Origin of the sequence: Actinomadura xylanilytica (assembly GCF_030283145.1) — a bacterium.
GTDB lineage: Bacteria > Actinomycetota > Actinomycetes > Streptosporangiales > Streptosporangiaceae > Spirillospora > Spirillospora xylanilytica.
The window spans coordinates 42,912-61,331 of sequence record NZ_JASNWE010000005.1 but is presented as its reverse complement, the minus strand read 5'-3'; the positions used below and the strand labels follow the sequence as shown (position 1 = coordinate 61,331).

Here is an 18,420-nt window from a genome sequence, read left to right as displayed (position 1 = left end):
TCCCCCATGGTCATCTTCATGATCGATGACATGGGGGCCGACGAGGACGCGTTCGTCATGCCGGACGCCTGGTGGCGGGCCCGCCACCCGCGCCGCGACCGCCCGGACGTCCCGCCCGCGACCGCGCCGGACGAGGCCGCCGTCGAACGCCCGCGCTCGTGGACGCCGTCCGCGTCCGGGACGCTCACGCTCGATTACGGTCCGCGCCGGTTCGTCATAGGGTTCGACGAGATGCTCAGGCCGACGGTCGCCGACGAGGGCGGCCCGGGCCGCAAGTCCCTGCCCAAGCCGGGGGCCAAGGACGCTCCCGAGCTCGCCCGCGCCGCCCACAAGCAGTTCGCGGGCCTCAGGAAGGACGTCCGGACGGTCGCGGCCGACCAGCTCGCCCGCTTCGAGTCCGCCATGGTCACGGGCCGCCGCTGGCCGGTGGCCCGCCGCGCCTTCCACGCGTTCGACTGACCCCGCCCCTCGCGGCCCCGCACAGCCCCGCCGACAGGGGCTGACCGAAGACGACCGAAGACGGCTGACGAGCCCGCGGCTTCCCCGGGGCACGGCGCTGTCGTCAGTCCGCCGATTCGGGCCATAAGTGCTTCACTCGGCCGAGGCGGCCAGGTGGATCAGGTCGTAGAGGAGTTCGGAGGCGACGATCGGGGCGAGGTCGCCGAACCGCAGGGACGTGGGCTCGTCCCTGCGGTGGAAGTTGGGGTGCTCAGCGAGGCGGACGTCGACGAGGGTCTGGTCGCCGCTCTCGACGGGCATGCCCGTGTTCATGCCGGGATCGAGGGTGATGACCAGGTGCCGGTCGTCGGCGACGCGGCGGGAGATCCAGTGCTCGATGCCCGCGTCCATCGGCCCCCCGCGCTCCCAGCCGCGCCGGACAAGGCCGAGGAGGGCGCCGGCCGGGACTTCGAGGCTCTCGAACCGGGTCAGGCGTCCCGCGTCGCGCTCGTCCTCGGTGAGGGTGTGGACCGGGTGCTCCAGCTGCGGGAACGGCTGCAAGATCTCGTAGTCGGCGAACAGTCCCGCCCAGGCGGGGAGGGCGTCGCCGAGGTCGACGGGGTGGGCGACGCCGATCCGTTCCGTCTCGGGGAGAGGGACGGTGTCGTCGTCGGCGTTCGCGTAAGTGCCGTCCTCGGCCACGCGGAAGGCCTCCACGCGGTAGGCATCGGTGGCCCCCTCGCGGGTCTCGGCGACCCAGACCAGGCGGCGGACGAGGTGTCCGACCAGCGGGTGCGCGACGAGGAACCCGCGGAACTCGCCGCCTTGCCAGCGGCGGCCGGTGACCATGGCGGTCCTGAAGCGGGTGAGCTGGTCGGCGGCGGCCGTGCGGACGTCCTTCTTGAGATCCGAGAACCGCTTGTAGGCGGCGGGGGCCAGCTCCGGGTCGTCGCTCTTTCCCGGCTTCGGGAGCGCCTTGCGGGGGCTGCCGTCCTCGTCGGCGACGGTCGGCCGGAGCGACTCGTCGAACCCGATCACGAAGCGGCGCGGGCCGTAGTCCAGGACCATCGTGCCGGACGCGTTCAGGCCGAGGTCGGGAACGAGGCGGTCGGCGAGCTGCTCGGCGGTGAGTTCGAGCCCGGCCGCGACCTCCTCGATCTTCTCCTGGGCGCGGGCCTTGAGGCCCTTGAACTTCACCCGCTGGGAGATCGAGTACAGGTGGATCAGGGCGCTGTCGGTGCCGATCGCGGCGAGGACGTCCAGCCCCGCCACCGCCTTGGCGTGGCCGCCGTCGCCCGGCCACGCCCGGATCAGCGGGGTCAGACGGCGGACGGTCTCGTCGTCGCCGGTCAACGCCAGCTGGGTGAACGCCCACTTCTCCGTCGGATCCGCGCCGCAGATCTCCCACCAGCGGAACAGCGCCCACCCGAACTCGGCGAGCGACGCCGGGTCGCATAGTTCCCGGACGACCCGCACCCCCGCGTACACGTCCCGCGACTTCGACATCGCCAGCATGGTGAGGACGTGTCCGACGGCGTCGTTCGGGAGGATCTCCGCGCGGTCGCCCAGGAGGATCTGCGGAAGCATGTGCGGTTTGACCCAGTCGACGGCCGGGACCATCGAGGGCACGCTGTCCAGCAGGCCGTCGGGGAGCATGGCCTCGATCGCGTCGGCGGACTCTTCGCCGTGGACGCGGGCGGCCTCGGCGATCGGGGCTCTGCCGTGCCGCTCGGCGAGCAGGCGCAGGGCCCCCTCGGCCGCGCGGCGAGCCTTGCCGGCCTTGCCGAGCGCGTCCGGTATGAGCGCAGGGGCGGCGGCGAGGCCGTGCCTGGCGAACCAGGCGCGGGCGGTCTCGTCCAGCTTCTTCCGGTGGACGAGCCAGTCCGCCATCGTCCGCACGATCTCGTCGGTGAGCAGCGGCATCAGGGCCGCTCCCGCCGAGGCCCTGTCGCGGCGGGCGATGAACAGCGCGCATTCGGCGGCGTCGGCCTCGAAGCGGGCGACGATGGCCAGGATGAACTTGTCCACCCGCCAGACGGCGCCGGGCTTCCAGCCCGCGAGCAGCGGGCGGACGAGCTCATCTGGCCCGTTCATCAGGACGGCGGCCTGATGGAAGGACGAGATGTTGTCGAACTCCCCAGCCCACTCCTCGATGAGGTGGTCGGGTTTGTTGTCGGCTTCCGCCGCCCACGTCTCCCGCTCGCCCGGCTCCCAGACGGCCGCACGGAGGCCGGGCATGGGCAGACCCTTGATCACGACGGGCTCGGGCTTGGCGCGGGTCCACGGCGGCTCGATGAGCAGGGGCGGCAGGTCGGCGGCCCGCGGAAAGCGGGTCATGTCGTCCAGGATCTCCCGGACTCCCTCTCGGGCCTCGGCGGGAAGGGTGGGAAGCACCTTCTCGGCGAGCGCCGGGTGGGCGCGGACGTGCGCGGGAAGGAGGACGGCGGCCCGCGGGGCCTTCGACAACGGCAGCAGCCGCATCGCACGGCCGGGGTAACGGCGGGCGGCGGCCACGAGAGCGGGTCCGGTGTCCAGGTCGCCGCCCCGCTCGTTGAGGGCCTGGAACGCCTCGTCGAGGGGGAAGGTGAGGAGGATGTCCTGCGGGGCCGGGGCGTCGTAGCCGACGGACGCCCGGTCCACGGCATCGGCGAGGAGCGGCACGGTGGCCCCGGGGCCGAGTCCGTCGATCAGCGAGGCGATGACGTCGATGCCCTGCGCGGCGCTGAGCCGCAGTCCGAGCTCGGCGGGCTGGTGCGGCCGGCCGAGCGCGCAGAACGCCATCCACCGCTGGAACGGCTCGGTCGCCGACGGCTCGGTGTTCGCGCACAGCTCGTCGGCCCAGTCGTCCCTGGTCGGCGCCAGGTAGGCGGTGATGAGCCGCTGCAACTGGTGCCCGCGCCGCAGCTCAAGGAGCTCGACGGCCGCGGAGTGGACATCGTCGGGCGCGGCGGCGAGGAGGGTGCGCAGCCACTTCACGGCCTCGCGGGTCAGCCACCAGCCGGACCGATGCTCCCTCGCGTCCCGATGCCGCACGCCCGACCATTGGAACACCTCGCGAAACGACTCACCCGGCGCCAGGTCCCTGACGGTCTGGCCGTCGGCCCAGATGCCGGCGAAGTCCGCGAACGCGGCGGCGGCGAACGCGATGCCGTGGTCGGTGACCCAGGCGTCCGGGAACACGAACGGGACACCCCTGTGGTCCATGGGGCGCGCCGGGAAGGAGGCGACGAAGGCGACCGTCGCGGCACCGAGCGGGGTCGGGGCGCCCCGCAGATGAGCGCGGGCGGCGTCGGCGAGCTCGGGCACGGTGCCAGGGAGCGCGAGGACCTCCTCGATGCGGTCCCGGGCATCGTCCACGAGGGACCGCGCCTGTTCGGCGGCTGCCTCGTCCGGCGCGGCCGGCTGCGGAACGTCCGGACGGTCGCGCCGAGGGTGGCGCGCGCCGCGCCAGGCGTCCGGCATCACGAATGTGCTCTCATCGATCTCCGAGATCTTGACCACAGTGAAGACCGTAGAGGAGATCACCGATAGACCGCCGGAAACCGGTCCGAAGCCGGGCGATGACCGCCCGGCGCTCGCCGGCGTGAGATGGGGAAGGTGAGGTGAACCGTGGACCGGAGGGACGCGCTTGGTCCCACCTCGTCAGTACCGTTGCTCAACGAGTTGCTGACCGCCCGACGGGCTGAACGAAAAGGTTCCCCCTAATCGTCTCCCGAACGTCTCCCAATCTCAGGAAAGCCTGTCTCCCGAGCCCCCTCGCGAGGACTTCGCCGGAAGATGAACGGCGCACCAACCTCGGACAGATTCGCAGGTCAGGGCCTATCGGACGGGGAGGCCGGTGATGGTACGGCCGATGACCAGGCGCTGGATCTCACTGGTGCCCTCGAAGATGGTGAAGATCTTGGAGTCGCGGTGCATCCGCTCCACCGGGTACTCGCGGGTGTAGCCGTTGCCGCCGAGGATCTGGATGGCCTCCTCGGTGACCCGCACCGCCGCCTCGCTGGCCATGAGCTTGGCCATCGACCCCTCGGCGCTCTGGAAGTCCTTGCCGTTGCGGGCCATCCAGGCGGCCCGCCACACCATCAGCCGCGCGGCGTCGACCTGGCACTTCATGTCGGCCAGCTTGAACGCGACGGCCTGGAAGTCGCCGATCTTCTTGCCGAACTGCTCGCGCTCGCGGGCGTACTCCAGCGCGTAGTCGTAGCCGGCGCGGGCGACGCCGAGGGCCATCGCGCCGACGCTCGGCCGGGTGGTCTCGAAGGTCTTCATCGCGGCCTGGCCCTTGGCGCGCTTGCCCTCGCGTACCCGGGCGATCCGCTCGTCGAACCTGTCCTTGCCGCCCACGATCAGGCCGGCCGGGATCCGGACGTCGTCCAGGACCACCTCGGCGGTGTGCGAGGCGCGAATGCCGTGCTTCTTGAACTTCTGCCCCTGCTTCAGCCCGGGGGTGTTCGGCGGGACGATGAAGCTGGCCTGCCCGCGGCTGCCGAGGTCGGGGTGGACGGAGGCGACCACGACGTGCACGTCGGCGATACCGCCGTTGGTGGCCCAGGTCTTGGTGCCGTTCAGCACCCACTCGTCCTTGGCCTCGTCGAAGGCGGCGCGGGCCCGGATGGAGCCGACGTCGCTGCCCGCGTCGGGCTCGGAGGCGCAGAACGCGCCGAGCTTGATGTCGCCCGCGGTGCCGAACATCTGCGGCACCCACTCGGCGATCTGGTCGGGGGTGCCGACCGCGGCGACCGAGGCGGCGGCCAGGCCGGTGCCGACGATGGACAGGCCGATGCCGGCGTCACCCCAGAACAGCTCCTCGAAGGCCACCGGGATGCCGAGGCCGGTCGGCTCCATCCACTGCGTGGCGAAGAAGTCGAGCGAGTAGATGCCGACCTTCGACGCCTCCTGGATCAGCGGCCAGGGCGTCTCCTCGCGCTCGTCCCACTCCGCGGCGGCGGGACGGATGACGTCCTTGGCGAACTGGTGGACCCAGTCCCGGACCTCGCGGACGTCCTCGCTGAGCTCCAGCGAGAAGGGGGTCGTGTCGGCGCTCGTCATGATTATTGACCCTTTCTCCAATATCAAGTGTTACCAACGGTAGCACCATCCGGCGCCACACCGGGCGGACCGGTGGCCGGAGTCACCCGCGGATGCGGGCCCGGGCGGGCCGGGGGCCGTGAACAGCGGGAGGCGGGAGGTGACGACCCTAGGCGCGCAGCGTGCGGCGGGCGGCGTACTCGGGGATCTCGATCATCGGCGGGCGCTCCCCCACCCGGGCGTCGCTGACCCGCACGTCGTAGCCGTCGGCACCGCGACGGAACTGGGCGAGGTCGGTGGCCGGCTCCTCGAGCGGCAGCATCCGGCCGTGCCGCTCCAGGCGCGACCAGGCGGTCAGCAGGATCTGGCTGGACATCACGCCGAGCGCCTCGGTGGACTGGTGCGAGTGCAGCCGCCGACCGAGGTCGACCTGGGCGATCGCGTCGAGGCCGCCGTCCTCGAACACGTCCAGCAGCAGGGCGATCTCCACGCCGTAACCGGTGACGAAGGGCAGCCGCTCCAGCAGGTCGCGGCGCCCGGCGTACTCGCCGCCGAGGGGCTGCATGACCCCGGCCAGCCGCGGCCAGTGCAAGTTGATCATCGGGCGGGCGACCAGCTCGGTGACCCGGCCGCCGCCGCCCTCCACCGGGCGCTCCCCGGCGACCAGCGGCCGGTCGTAGCAGCCCTTGACGTAGCCCACCGCGGGGTCGTCCAGCAGCGGGCCGAGCAGCCCGGTCACGTAGGACGGGGAGAACCCGCGCAGGTCGGCGTCGACGAAGACGATCAGGTCGCCGGACGTGGCGGCCAGCGACTTCCACAGCGCCTCGCCCTTGCCCGACATCCGGCCGTGCCCGGGCAGCACCGCGTCCTGGGAGACCACCTCGGCCCCGGCGGCCGAGGCCGCGGCGGCGGTGCCATCGGTCGAGCGCGAGTCGACCACCACCACCTCGTCCACCAGCGGGGCCCGTTCGACCAGCTCGGCGCGGATGGCGCCGACGATGGCGCCGACCGTCTCCTCCTCGTCGCGCGCGGGGAGCACGACGCTGATCCGGGCGTCCCCCTTGGCGGCCAGCAGTGCGTCCAGCGGCCAGTCCGCCGCCGCGCTCGTGCGGCGGCGCAACCACGAAGCGACCTCAGGCAGCACGCGCTCTCCCTCTTCTGCGACCGTCCCGGACCAGGGCGTCTACCAACAGCAAACGCCACCGGGCCTCAGATCATTCACCGGCGGTACGAAATGGGAAGCGCCGACCCGCAGAGTTAACACCGGCACAACACGCCGGTCATCCGGCGGCGTGCCTGTCGAGGAAGGCGTACACGTCGGCCTCGTCGACGCCGGGGAACGCCCCGGGCGGCAGCACCGACAGCACGTGCGAGTGCGCCCGCGCCGACGGCCACGCCATGCCCTCCCAGCGTTCGGCCAGCTCCTTGGGCGGACGCTGGCAGCAGTCGCCGTCGGGGCAGGCCGACTTGACCCGGCGGGTCGTCTCGCGCCCGCGGAACCAGCGGGAGTCCTCGAACCGGACGCCGAGCGTGATGGCGAAGTCGCGCTCGTGGCTCGGGTCGATGTGCGACAGGCACCAGTAGGTGCCGGTGGGCGTGTCGGTGTACTGGTGGTAGACCGAGAAGCGGTCCTCGGCGCCGAACACGTGCCGGCCCGCCCACTGCCGGCACATCCGCTGGCCCTCGATCGCCCCGGCCTCGTCCTGCGGGAAGAGCAGGCCGTCGTTGGCGTAGGCCTTGTAGATCGTGCCGTTCTCGTCGTTCTTGGTGAAGTGGAGCTGGAGGCCGAGGTGGTGGGTGGCGATGTTGGTGAAGCGGTGCGCGGCCATCTCGTACGACACCGAGAACACGTCGGCGAGGTCCTCCACCGACAGCTCCCGCGCGGCCTTGGCCTCTTGCAGGTACGGGACGACGGCGCGCTCGGGCATCAGCATCGCGGCGCCGAAGTAGTTGGCCTCGACGCGCTGGCGCAGGAAGTCGGCGAAATCGCGGGGGACGTCGTGGTCGAGCGCCATGTGCCCGAGGGTCTGGAGCAGGATGGTGCGCGGCGTGTGCATGCCGAGCTGCTCGCGCTCCAGGTAGATCCGCCGGTTGCGGTTGTCGGCGATCGACCGCACCGAGCGGGGCAGGTCCTGCACGTATTGCAGGCTGAAGCCGAAGTGGCCCACCAGGGTCATCAGCATGCCCTGCGACACCGCGCCGCCCCGGTAGCCGACCGAGTCGAGGGTCTGCGCGGCGATCTTCTCGATCTCGGCGAAGTGGTTGCCGCGCTCGTGCATCTGGCGGCGCAGCTCGGCGTTGGCCTTGCGCGCCTCCTCCGGGCTCGCGGTGGGCTTGGTGCGGCTGCGCTTCAGCTCGCCGTACAGCGCGAGGAGGTGCTCGATCACCTCGTTGGGCATCCGCTTGCCGACCTTGAGGTGGGACATCCCGAGGGTGCGGTACAGCGGGTCGCGCTGCGCCTCCTCCAGCGCGATCTCCAGCTGCGCGCGGCGGCTGGGCGGCTGCCTGCGCAGCAGCTCCTCCACCGGCACCTCCAGCGCGGACGCCAGGGACTGGAGCAGCGAGAGCTTGGGCTCGCGCCGCCCGTTCTCCAGCAGGGAGAGCTGCGAGGGCGCCCGGCCGACGCGCGCGCCGAGGTCCGACAACGTCAGGCCGCGGCCGCGGCGCAGGTGGCGGAGCCGCTGTCCGAAGGTGACGAGGTCTACATCACTCGTCAAGTTGAGGGGTTCTTCTGGCCGCAATGTCGTCACGGCTTCATCCTAGCGGAATATTCGACGTTCTTCTGCTACTCGTGAGTTCACTAGGGCTTGCGGTCGGGGGATAGTCGAGGCAAGCACCCAGGGGACGACAGGAAGGGCGGAACCATGAACGACAGTCGCCTCAAGGGCGCAGCGGACGAACTGCGGCGTCAGTGGAACACCGACCAGCGCTGGAACGGCATCGAGCGGACCTACACGGCCGAGGACGTCGTCAGGATCCGCGGGTCGGTCCAGGAGGAGTTCACCCTCGCCCGCCTGGGCGCGGAGCGGCTCTGGAAGCTGCTGAACGAGCAGGACTACGTGCACGCGCTCGGCGCGCTGACCGGCAACCAGGCCGTCCAGCAGGTCAAGGCGGGCCTCAAGGCCATCTACCTGTCGGGCTGGCAGGTCGCCGCCGACGCCAACCTGGCCGGCCAGACCTACCCGGACCAGAGCATCTACCCGGCCAACTCGGTCCCGGCGGTCGTGCGGCGGATCAACAACGCGCTGCTGCGCGCCGACCAGGTGCAGTGGTCCGAGGGCTCGGGCGACACCCACTTCATGGCCCCGATCGTGGCCGACGCCGAGGCCGGCTTCGGCGGCGTGCTGAACGCCTTCGAGCTGATGAAGGGCATGATCGCGGCCGGTGCCGCGGGGGTGCACTGGGAGGACCAGCTCGCCTCCGAGAAGAAGTGCGGCCACCTGGGCGGCAAGGTCCTCATCCCGACCTCGCAGCACATCAAGACGCTGAACACCGCCCGCCTGGCGGCCGACATCTCCAACGTGCCGTCCCTGATCATCGCGCGGACCGACGCCGAGGCCGCGACCCTGATCACGACGGACGTGGACGAGCGCGACCGCGAGTTCATCACCGGCGAGCGCACCGCCGAGGGCTTCTACCGGGCCCGCAACGGCATCGAGCCCTGCATCGCCCGCGCCAAGGCCTACGCCCCCTACTCCGACCTGATCTGGATGGAGACCGGCACCCCCGACCTGGAGGTGGCGCGCAAGTTCGCCGAGGCGGTCAAGGCCGAGCACCCCGACCAGATGCTGGCCTACAACTGCTCGCCCTCGTTCAACTGGAAGAAGCACCTGGACGACGCGACCATCGCCAAGTTCCAGCGCGAGCTCGGCCACATGGGCTTCACCTTCCAGTTCATCACGCTGGCCGGGTTCCACTCGCTCAACCACGGCATGTTCGACCTGGCCCACGGCTACGCCCGCGACGGCATGACCGCCTACGTCGAGCTCCAGGAGAAGGAGTTCGCGTCGGTGGAGCGCGGCTTCACCGCCGTCAAGCACCAGCGCGAGGCCGGCACCGGCTACTTCGACCTGGTCAGCACAGCGATCTCGCCCGACTCCTCCACCACCGCCCTGAGCGGCTCCACCGAGGAGGCGCAGTTCCACTGAGTGTTCAGTCCCGGCCCGGCTTCCTCGCCTGGCGGCTCGGGGCGCTGACCGTGCTTGGGCGAGCGCTGAGGACTTGAGACACACCATAGGCAGCCAGTCCCACGCCTCCTCAACGGCTCATTGAGGAGGTCGGGCCCGCCCCTTGGGCCCGCCCCTTGGGCCCGCCCGCAGAAGGCCCCCTCCGCTCCTACACGGAGGGGGCCTTCTGGCGTCCCCGCACGGATCGCGCCCTTCGGCGCACGCCTCCCAGACGGCCGGTTTCGGCACAACTCTCGACATCCTCCGTTGACCGGGGCAATGTGGGCTCGCTGTCGATCACTCAACGGAGAGGACCCTCCGATGGCGTTGCGACACCCCCGGTCCCGTCTGCCCCGGACCCCCGGACGGATGGTCCCGCTCGCGCTGGCCGCCGTGACCATGGTCGCCCTGGCGCCGGCGGCCTCGGCCGCCGGCCAGGCCCGCTTCACCCCCGGTGCGGCGGGCGTCGGCGATCCCTACTTCCCCTTGGAGGGCAACGGCGGGTACGACGTCCGCCACTACTCGCTGGACCTGGCCTACGACCCCGACTACGACCAGCTCGACGGCGTTGTGACGATCACCGCGAAGGCCACCCAGAACCTGTCCAGCTTCGATCTGGACCTGTCCGGGATGGACGTGGAGCGGGTCAAGGTCGACCGGCACAAGGCCGACTTCAAGCGGCGCGGCCAGGAGCTGGTCATCACGCCCCGCAAGGGGCTGCGCAAGGGCGCGACGTTCACCGCGGTCGTCACCTACGGCGGCGTGCCACAGACCATCGTGGGCTCGCCGATCGTGTTCGGCTCCCCGTACGGGTTCCTGCACACCCCGGACGGGGCGTTCGTCGGCGGCGAGCCGAACGGCGCGTCCACCTGGTTCCCCGTCAACGACCATCCGAGCGACAAGGCCACCTACGACTACACCATCACGGTGCCGAAGGGCCTGAAGGCGGTCTCCAACGGCGTGCTGACCGGCCACACGAACCGCGCGGCGGCGTTCAGCAAGCGCCGCTCGGCGACGCAGGCCGGCGTGTTCAAGTGGCGTGAGAACAGCCCGATGGCGTCGTACCTGACCACCATCGACATCGGCAAGTGGGACGTCAAGGACGGGCGCACGCCCGGCGGGCTGCGCAACTACGTGGCCGTCGACCCCGAGCTGCTCGCCGCGCAGCCGGACGCGGTGAACTTCTTCTTCGGCACCACCTCGGCGGTCACCGACCTGTGGGCCAAGACGTTCGGCCCGTACCCGTTCCAGACGACGGGCGCGATCGCCGACGACGCCCGCTTCAACGGCCAGCCGCTCGGCTTCTCGCTGGAGACGCAGAGCAAGCCGGTCTACTCGGCCGTCCGCGACACCTCGACGATCGCGCACGAACTGGCGCACCAGTGGTTCGGCGACAGCGTGTCGCCGGCCCAGTGGAAGGACGTCTGGATGAACGAGGGCTTCGCCACCTGGGCGGCGTGGTGGTGGGCCGAGAAGCAGGGCGGTACCAGCGTCCACGACGCGGCTCGCACGGCCTACGCGGCCCGGCCGTTCCCCGACCCGTCGGGCCGCCCGTTCTGGTCGGTGGTGACCGCCGACCCGCAGCGCGACACGATGTTCAACCAGCGGGTCTACAACGGCGGCGGGATGGCGCTCCAGTTCCTGCGCGAGAAGATCGGTGACGAGAAGTTCTTCACGCTGCTGCGCACCTGGGTCGCGCAGCACCGGCACGGCAACGGCTCGACCGAGCAGTTCACCGCGCTGGCCGGGAAGGTCTCCGGCCAGGACCTGAGCGGCTTCTTCAAGGACTGGCTCTACAGCCCGACCAAGCCCGCCCTCCCCTAGCGGGCGGCGCACGCGCGAAGGCCGGTCCCGGCACGCCGCCGGGGCCGGCCTTTGTGTGAAATTACCTGGACGTTCCGCACCGCCTTGCTTACTCTTCGGACGAGTGGGCGTATATCCGTGGGTGGCATGGTTCGCGTTCCGCCGTTACACCGCGTACCCGCTCGGCTCGGGCGCGGAGGCCCTGACCAACACCGTCTTCGGCTTCATCCGCGCCTCGGTCCTCATCGCGCTCTGGCGGGCCCGGCCCGGCCTCGGCGGCTACGACACCGCCGACGCGGTCACCTTCTGCTTCCTCACCCAGGCCCTGATCGGCCCGGTGCAGGTGTTCGGCGGGATGGAGCTGACCGAGCGGATCCGCAACGGCGACGTCGCCATCGACCTCTACCGCCCGACCGCGCTCCAGGGCTGGTGGCTGGCCGACGACCTCGGGCGCGCGGCGGGCTCGCTGCTACTGCGCGGCGTGCTGCCGCTGGTGGCCGGGGCGCTGGTGTTCCCCTTCCACTGGCCGGGGCCGGCCGGGGCCGCCGCGTTCACCGTCGCGGTGACGCTCGGCGTGCTGGTGAGCTTCGGGCTGCGCTACCTGGTGACGCTGTGCTCGTTCTGGCTGCACGACGGGCGGGGCATGGACGCGGTCGCGCTGGTGCTGTCGCTGTTCTTCTCCGGCATGACCGTGCCGCTGGTGGTCTTCCCCGGCCTGCTCGGCACCGTCGCGCGGGGGCTGCCGTGGGCCGCGCAGATCCAGGTGCCCGCCGACGTCTACCTCGGCAAGCACACCGGGACGGGCCTGCTGGGCGCGCTGGCGTTCCAGGCCGTGTGGGCGATGGCGCTGCTCGCCGCCGGCCACGTCCTCACCGGGATGGCGCGGCGGAAGCTGGTGATCCATGGCGGTTGAGACGGCGGCCGAACCGGCACCGGGGGGCCGCGCCCGCGCGGCCCGCGCGGAGCCCGGCACGCTCGGGCGTCCCGGGCGCGCGGTCACGATGTACGTCCTGCTGGCATGGACGTGGGTGCGCGCGGCGGCGCAGTACCCGGTGTCGATGGTGCTGCTGGGCCTCGCCACGGCGCTGGTCAGCGGGCTCGACGCGGTCGGCATCGCGCTGCTGTTCGCGCACACCCCGCGGATCGCCGGGTTCACCGCGCCCGAAGTGCTGTTCCTGTACGGGACGAGCGCGCTGGCGTTCGCGCTCTCCGACATCCTGCTCGGCACCACCGAGCTGCTCGGCCGGCACGTCCGGCTGGGCACGCTGGACGCCATGCTGGTCCGGCCGGTCGGCCTGCTGGTCCAGATCGCGACGGAGGACTTCTCCCCGCGCCGCCTCGGCAAGCTGATCCCCTCGGCGCTGGTGCTGGCCCTGGCCCTCCCCCGGCTGGACGCCCACTGGACCGCGGGGCGGGTGGCGATGATCCCGCTGATGGTGGCGTCCGGTCTGGCGATCTTCGCGGGGATCTGGGTGCTGACCGCCTCGGTGCAGTTCGTGCTGGTCGACAGCCACGGCGCCACCAAGTCGCTGACCTACGGGGGCGCGTTCCTGACGCAGTACCCGATGAGCCTGTTCGCGCGGGACTTCGTGCGCGGGGTGACGTTCGTCGTGCCGCTCGCGTTCATCAACTGGCAGCCCGCGCTGTACGTGCTGGGCCGGGCCGACCCGCTGGGGCTGCCCGGCGCGGCGCGGTTCGCCTCGCCCGCGGTCGCGGCCGTACTGTGCGGCCTGGCGGCGGTCGCGTGGCGCACCGGGCTGCGGCACTACCGGTCGACGGGGAGCTGAGGAGCCGATGCGAGCGGAGCCGGGCATGATCGAGGCCGAGGACGTCGCCAAGTCGTTCACCGTGCGCAAGCGGTCGGGGCGGCTGCGTCGCACCCGCACCACGCTGGACGCGGTGGACGGCGTCTCCTTCACCGTCCGGCGCGGCGAGTTCGTCGGGTACCTCGGCCCGAACGGGGCGGGCAAGAGCACCACCATCAAGATGCTGACCGGCATCCTGACCCCGTCGTCGGGGTCGCTGCGGGTCTGCGGGCTGGACCCCGCGCGCCGGCGCACCGAACTGGCGCGGCGGATCGGCGTGGTGTTCGGGCAGCGCACCACGCTGTGGTGGGACCTGCCGCTGCGCGACAGCCTCACCCTGATCCGCCGCCTCTACCGGGTGGACGCCGCGGCGCACCGGACGCGGCTGGCCGAGCTGACCGCGCTGCTGGAGCTGGAGCCGTTCCTCGACACCCCCGTCCGGCAGCTCAGCCTGGGGCAGCGGATGCGCGGCGACCTCGCCGCGGCGCTGCTGCACGGTCCCGAGCTGCTGGTGCTGGACGAGCCGACGATCGGGCTGGACGTGGTGAGCAAGGCGACCGTGCGGGGGTTCCTGGAACGGTTGAACACCGAGCGCGGCACCACCATCCTGCTGACCACGCACGACCTCGGCGACATCGAGCGGCTCTGCCGCCGGGTGATGATCATCGATCACGGCCGGCTGGCCTTCGACGGCGGGCTGGACCGGCTGCGCGCCACCGTCGGCGCCGACCGGATGCTGGTGGTGGAGCTGGCCCGGCCGGGCCCGCCGGTCGTCCTGGACGGCATCGAGGTACTGCGCACCGAGGGGCCGCGGCAGTGGCTGCGGCTGCCGAACGCGGTCAACGCCGCCGCGGTGGTGTCGGCGCTGGCCGAACGGCACGAGGTCCGCGACATCTCGCTCCGCGAGGCCGACATCGAGGAGGTCCTCGCCGGGCTCTACCGGGGCGACCACGCGTACTGGTGCTCGGGCCGCCCGGTGGCGCCGTAGCGCAGCGTGACCTTGACCCGGCCGCCCTGCGCGAGCGCGGCCAGGTAGCGCTGCGCGGTGGCGCGGGAGATCCCGACCCGGTCCGCGATCTCGGTCGCCGAGCGCGGTTCCTCGGCCCGCTGGAGCGCCTCGGCGATCAGCCGGGCCGTCACCGGCGACTGGCCCTTGGGCGCGGGCGGCTCGGCGTGCAGCGGCGCGTACAGGGCCCGGACGGCGCCGTCCAGGGCGGCCTGGCTCAGCTCGCCGCCCGCGCCGAGCGCGCCCCGGTAGCGGGCGTAGGCGGTCAGCCGGGCGGCGAGCGCGCCGGCGGTGAACGGCTTGATCAGGTAGTGCAGCGCGCCGTGCCGCAGCGCGGTCCGGACCGAGACCGGGTCGGCCGCCGCCGTCGCCATGATCACGTCGGCGTCCAGCTCGGGCAGCAGCGCCAGCCCGGACTCGTCGGGCAGGTAGACGTCGAGCAGCACCAGCGCGGGCGCCCGCTCGGCGGCGAGCGCGCGGGCCTCGGCGGCGGTGTGCGCGAGCCCGGCCACGGTGAACCCGCGCAGCGCCGCCACGAAGCCCGCGTGGATCTGCGCGACCCGGAAGTCGTCGTCCACCACCAGCACGCCGATCACCGCGCCGCCTCCGCCCCGAGCACGCCGGGCAGCCGGGCGACCACGACGGCGCCGGCTTCGGCCCCGGCGCCGTCCGCGCCGCCGGGCGCGTCCGGTCCCGCGAGGGTGACGTCGCCGCCGCGGGCCCGCGCGGTGCGCCGGGCCAGCCCGAGGCCGAGGCCGCGCGGACGGCCCGCCGCGCCGTCGCGGGTCGACACCCCGTCGGTGAAGACGGCCTCGCGCAGGCCGTCCGGCACGCCGTCGCCGGAGTCGGTGACGGTGACGTGCAGGTCGCGGCCGTCGCCGAGGAGCTCGACCTCGGCCCGCGCGGGCCGCCGCGCGCCCAGCCGGGCGGCCTCGACGGCGTTGTCGACCAGGTTCCCGACGACGGTGGTGACGTCCAGGGGCTCGGCGACGCGGCCGGGCACGTAGCTGCCCGCGCCGATGACGAGCCGCACCCCCTTCTCCGCCGCCACCGCCGCCTTGGCCGACAGGAACGCCTGGAGGTAGGGGTCGGGCAGCGGGTCGGGCAGGCTCACCGACTCGGGCGGACGGCCGCCGGAGTCCTCCATCAGCGTCCCCATGTAGGCGGCGGCCTCCTCGTGGTGGCCGAGCTGGATCAGCCCGGACAGGGTGTGCAGCCGGTTGGCGTACTCGTGCCGCTGCGCGCGCAGCGCGTCGAAGAGGGTGCGCACCGAGTCCAGCTCGCGGGCGAGCGTCTCCAGGTCGGTGCGGTCGCGCAGCGTGATGACGGCGCCGAGGTCGCGGCCGTCGTGCCGCACCTCGCGGCGGTTGACCACCAGCACCCGCTCCCCCGCCGTGACGAACAGGTCGCCGGCCGCGCGCCGTCCGGTCAGCACCTCGCGGAGGGCGCCGTCGCCGGCCAGCCCCGCCGCCGGCGCGCCGCGCTCGGGCGCGACGCCGAGCAGCCGCGCCGCCTCCACGTTGCAGACCGCGACCCGGCCGGCCGGGTCGACCGCCAGCACGCCCTCGCCGACCCCGTGCAGCACCGCCTCCCGCTCCTGGACGAGCTCCACCAGCTCGTACGGTTCCAGGCCGAGCGTCTGCCGCTTGAGCCGGCGCCCGATGGCGGCCGAGGCGAGCACGCCGAGCAGCAGCGCGCCCGCGATGAACAGCCCGAGGTCGCGCAGCGCGCGGCTCAGCTCGCGGTCGATCGAGCGGGCGTCGAACCCGACGCTGACCTCGCCGAGGACCGCGCCGCCCGGCCCGTACAGCGGGACCTTCCCGCGCGCCGACAGGCCGAGGGTGCCGCGCTCGACCCGGACCACCTCGCGGCCCGCCAGCGCCTCGGACGGGTCGGTGCTGACCCGGCGGCCGAGCTCGCCCGGCGTGGGGTGGGAGTACCGCATGCCGTGCTCGTCGGTCACCACGACGAACAGGGCGCCGGTGCGGGCCCGGACCCGCTCGGCCCGCGGCTGCACCGTCCGGCCGGGATCGCCGGCCTCCACCGCGGCGGCGACCGCGGGGTCGGCGGCGACGCTGCGCGCCACCGTCAGGGCGCGCTGCCCGTACTGGTCGCGCAGCTCGTCGTCGAGCATCCAGGCGACCAGCCCGTAGCCGAGGGAGGCGACGACCACGACCACGCCGACCTGGAGGACCAGCACCTGCCGGACGAAGGGGATGCGGGGGCGGACCGCCATGGCGTGACACCGTAATCGATGCCCGGCGCGCTGCCCAGCCCCCCGGTGAGCAGAACGAGCAGAACCCGGGGGAACGCGCTCAACGCGGCCTAACGCGGCTTGCGAGCACATCGCGGGGAAGGGTTCCGGTGACCCGGCTCACCTTCGTACGGTGCGCGCATGCCCAACCAACCACCCCCCGGCGGTCCCGTGATCGAGCTGAGCGGGGCCACCAAGCGCTTCCGGTCGGCGCGCGGCGCCGTGCACACCGCCGTCCGCGACCTGGACCTCACCGTGGCGGCCGGCGAGTTCGTGGCCGTGGTCGGCCCCACCGGCTGCGGCAAGTCGACCACGCTCTCACTGGTCTCCGGCCTCGAACCGCCCTCGCGCGGCCGGGTCCTGGTGCACGGCGAGCCGGTCGCCGGGATCCCCGGCGGCGTCGGCTACATGTTCCAACACGACGCCGTCCTGCCGTGGCGGACCGTGCTGGACAACGTCGCGACCGGACCGCGCTACCGCGGCGCGTCCAAGCGGGAGGCTCGCGAGCGGGCCCGCGACTGGGTCGCGCGGGTCGGCCTGGACGGTTTCGAGGGCTACTACCCGCACCAGCTCTCCGGCGGCATGCGCAAGCGCGTCGCGCTCGCCCAGACGCTGGTGAACGAGCCGACGGTGCTGCTCATGGACGAGCCGTTCTCCGCCCTGGACGTGCAGACCCGCGGGCTCATGCAGGACGAGCTGCTGCGGCTGTGGTCGGGGTCGGGCGCGGCGGTCGTCTTCGTCACCCACGACCTGGAGGAGGCGGTGGTCCTCGCCGACCGGGTCGTGGTGATGACGGCGGGTCCGGCCACCATCAAGGGCTCGTTCCCGGTGCCGCTCGACCGGCCGCGCGACGCCGAGGAGGTCCGCCTCACCGCCGGGTTCCTGGACATCTACCGCGAGGTCTGGGACTCGCTGCGCGAGGAAGTGCAGATCACCCGTCAGCGGGGGGCCGGCCGTGCCGCGTGACGCGAGGGCGACCGAGGCCGCCGGGACCACCGGGACCGGCAAGATGGTCGAGGCCGCCGGGACCGCGGGGCCGGGCGGCGCGGGCGGGGCTCCGGAAGAGGCGCCGGACGGCCGGGACGAGCAGGACGCGGTCGCGCGGCTGCGCAGCGCCGGCCTTCGCCGCGGCGCGGGCATCAACGCGGTGCGGATGCTGATGGTGGCCGCCTGGCTCGGCCTGTGGGAGCTGTCGGCCACCCACTGGATCGACCCGTTCTACTACTCCAGGCCGTCCAAGATCTGGGAACGGCTGGTCGGCTGGTTCACCGACGGCACCTCGCAGGGCTCGATCTGGGAGCAGATCTCCTACACGCTCCAGGAGGCGGTGGCGGGCTTCGCGCTCGGCGCCGCCGGCGGCGTGCTGCTCGGCATCGTGCTCGGCCGCAGCCGGTTCCTGTCGGAGGTGTGCGCGCCGTTCATCAAGGCGGCCAACGCCATCCCGCGGATCATCCTGGCCTCGCTGTTCGTGATCTGGTTCGGGCTCGGCATGCAGTCCAAGATCGCGACGGCGTTCGTGCTGGTGTTCTTCGCGGTGTTCTTCAACGCCTTCCAGGGCGCCCGCGAGGTGGACCGCAGCCTCGTCGACAACGCCCGGATCCTCGGCGCGGGACGCCTTCAGGTGCTGACCACGATCGTGGTGCCGAGCGCCACCTCGTGGATCCTGGCCTCGCTCCACTCCGCCTTCGGCTTCGCCATCATCGGCGCGGTGGTCGGCGAGTACAGCGGCGCCGACAAGGGCCTCGGCCTGCTCATCAACCACTCCCAGGGCACGTTCGACTCGGCCGGCATCTACGCCGGAATGATCATCATCACGGTGCTCGCGCTGCTCGCCGAGTGGCTGCTCACGCTGCTGGAGGGCCGGCTGCTGCGCTGGCGCCCGCCGGCGGCCGGCCACGACGCCCAGATCTGATCGGCATC

Annotated in this window: 14 protein-coding genes; 8 read left to right on the top strand and 6 right to left on the bottom strand. The window is 72.6% G+C overall.

Annotated features, from left to right (window positions below):
- The first annotated feature begins 18 nt into the window (after positions 1 to 18).
- Positions 19 to 459 carry a DUF4132 domain-containing protein gene (locus QP090_RS30050; RefSeq protein ID WP_285942880.1) on the top strand — a complete coding sequence of 147 codons (441 nt, stop codon included), beginning with the start codon at positions 19 to 21 and terminating at the stop codon, positions 457 to 459.
- A gap of 132 nt (positions 460 to 591) precedes the next feature.
- Here QP090_RS30050 and QP090_RS30045 read toward each other — a convergent pair whose 3' ends face one another.
- From QP090_RS30045 to QP090_RS30030, 4 genes are all read right to left on the bottom strand, one after another.
- On the bottom strand, positions 592 to 3,939 hold the full coding sequence (locus QP090_RS30045) for a DUF4132 domain-containing protein (protein WP_285942879.1): 3,348 nt from the start codon (positions 3,937 to 3,939) through the stop codon (positions 592 to 594).
- Positions 3,940 to 4,257: 318 nt separating this feature from the next.
- On the bottom strand, positions 4,258 to 5,487 hold the full coding sequence (locus QP090_RS30040) for an acyl-CoA dehydrogenase family protein (RefSeq protein ID WP_285942878.1): 1,230 nt from the start codon (positions 5,485 to 5,487) through the stop codon (positions 4,258 to 4,260).
- A gap of 148 nt (positions 5,488 to 5,635) precedes the next feature.
- The gene (locus QP090_RS30035) at positions 5,636 to 6,610 is read right to left on the bottom strand and encodes a glucosyl-3-phosphoglycerate synthase (RefSeq protein WP_285942877.1); all 975 of its coding nucleotides are present in this window, start codon (positions 6,608 to 6,610) and stop codon (positions 5,636 to 5,638) included.
- Positions 6,611 to 6,746: 136 nt separating this feature from the next.
- The gene (locus QP090_RS30030) at positions 6,747 to 8,183 is read right to left on the bottom strand and encodes an XRE family transcriptional regulator (RefSeq protein WP_285942876.1); all 1,437 of its coding nucleotides are present in this window, start codon (positions 8,181 to 8,183) and stop codon (positions 6,747 to 6,749) included.
- Between the two features lie 147 nt (positions 8,184 to 8,330).
- Here QP090_RS30030 and aceA point away from each other — a divergent pair, with 147 nt between their 5' ends.
- The 5 genes from aceA (at position 8,331) to QP090_RS30005 (ending at position 14,228) form a co-directional block, all read left to right on the top strand.
- Positions 8,331 to 9,614, top strand: coding sequence for an isocitrate lyase (gene aceA / locus QP090_RS30025; protein ID WP_285942875.1), 1,284 nt, complete (start codon positions 8,331 to 8,333; stop codon positions 9,612 to 9,614).
- Between the two features lie 339 nt (positions 9,615 to 9,953).
- Complete coding sequence (locus tag QP090_RS30020; protein ID WP_285942874.1) at positions 9,954 to 11,456, top strand: M1 family metallopeptidase; 1,503 nt, start codon at positions 9,954 to 9,956, stop codon at positions 11,454 to 11,456.
- A 103-nt stretch (positions 11,457 to 11,559) separates the two neighbouring features.
- Entirely contained in the window at positions 11,560 to 12,348 is a 789-nt protein-coding gene (locus QP090_RS30015; protein ID WP_285942873.1) for an ABC transporter permease, read from the top strand.
- 88 nt (positions 12,349 to 12,436) lie between these two features.
- A complete protein-coding gene (locus QP090_RS30010; RefSeq protein WP_285943822.1) occupies positions 12,437 to 13,222 on the top strand; it encodes an ABC transporter permease in 786 nt (261 codons plus the stop codon).
- A 7-nt stretch (positions 13,223 to 13,229) separates the two neighbouring features.
- On the top strand, positions 13,230 to 14,228 hold the full coding sequence (locus QP090_RS30005; RefSeq protein ID WP_432763090.1) for an ABC transporter ATP-binding protein: 999 nt from the start codon (positions 13,230 to 13,232) through the stop codon (positions 14,226 to 14,228).
- Here QP090_RS30005 and QP090_RS30000 read toward each other — a convergent pair.
- Together QP090_RS30000 and QP090_RS29995 are read right to left on the bottom strand one after the other, a co-directional pair.
- On the bottom strand, positions 14,177 to 14,842 hold the full coding sequence (locus tag QP090_RS30000) for a response regulator (protein WP_285942872.1): 666 nt from the start codon (positions 14,840 to 14,842) through the stop codon (positions 14,177 to 14,179). The genes QP090_RS30005 and QP090_RS30000 overlap by 52 nt on opposite strands.
- Positions 14,839 to 16,482 (bottom strand): sensor histidine kinase, encoded by a 1,644-nt coding sequence (locus QP090_RS29995; RefSeq protein WP_285942871.1) that lies wholly within the window; start codon positions 16,480 to 16,482, stop codon positions 14,839 to 14,841. The genes QP090_RS30000 and QP090_RS29995 overlap by 4 nt, the downstream gene beginning before the upstream one ends.
- Before the next feature lie 159 nt (positions 16,483 to 16,641).
- On the opposite strand from QP090_RS29995, the gene QP090_RS29990 reads away from it, so the two are divergent.
- Both QP090_RS29990 and QP090_RS29985 read left to right on the top strand, forming a co-directional pair.
- Positions 16,642 to 17,466 carry an ABC transporter ATP-binding protein gene (locus QP090_RS29990; RefSeq protein WP_285942870.1) on the top strand — a complete coding sequence of 275 codons (825 nt, stop codon included), beginning with the start codon at positions 16,642 to 16,644 and terminating at the stop codon, positions 17,464 to 17,466.
- A complete protein-coding gene (locus tag QP090_RS29985; protein WP_285942869.1) occupies positions 17,456 to 18,412 on the top strand; it encodes an ABC transporter permease in 957 nt (318 codons plus the stop codon). The genes QP090_RS29990 and QP090_RS29985 overlap by 11 nt, the downstream gene beginning before the upstream one ends.
- Positions 18,413 to 18,420 lie beyond the last annotated feature (8 nt).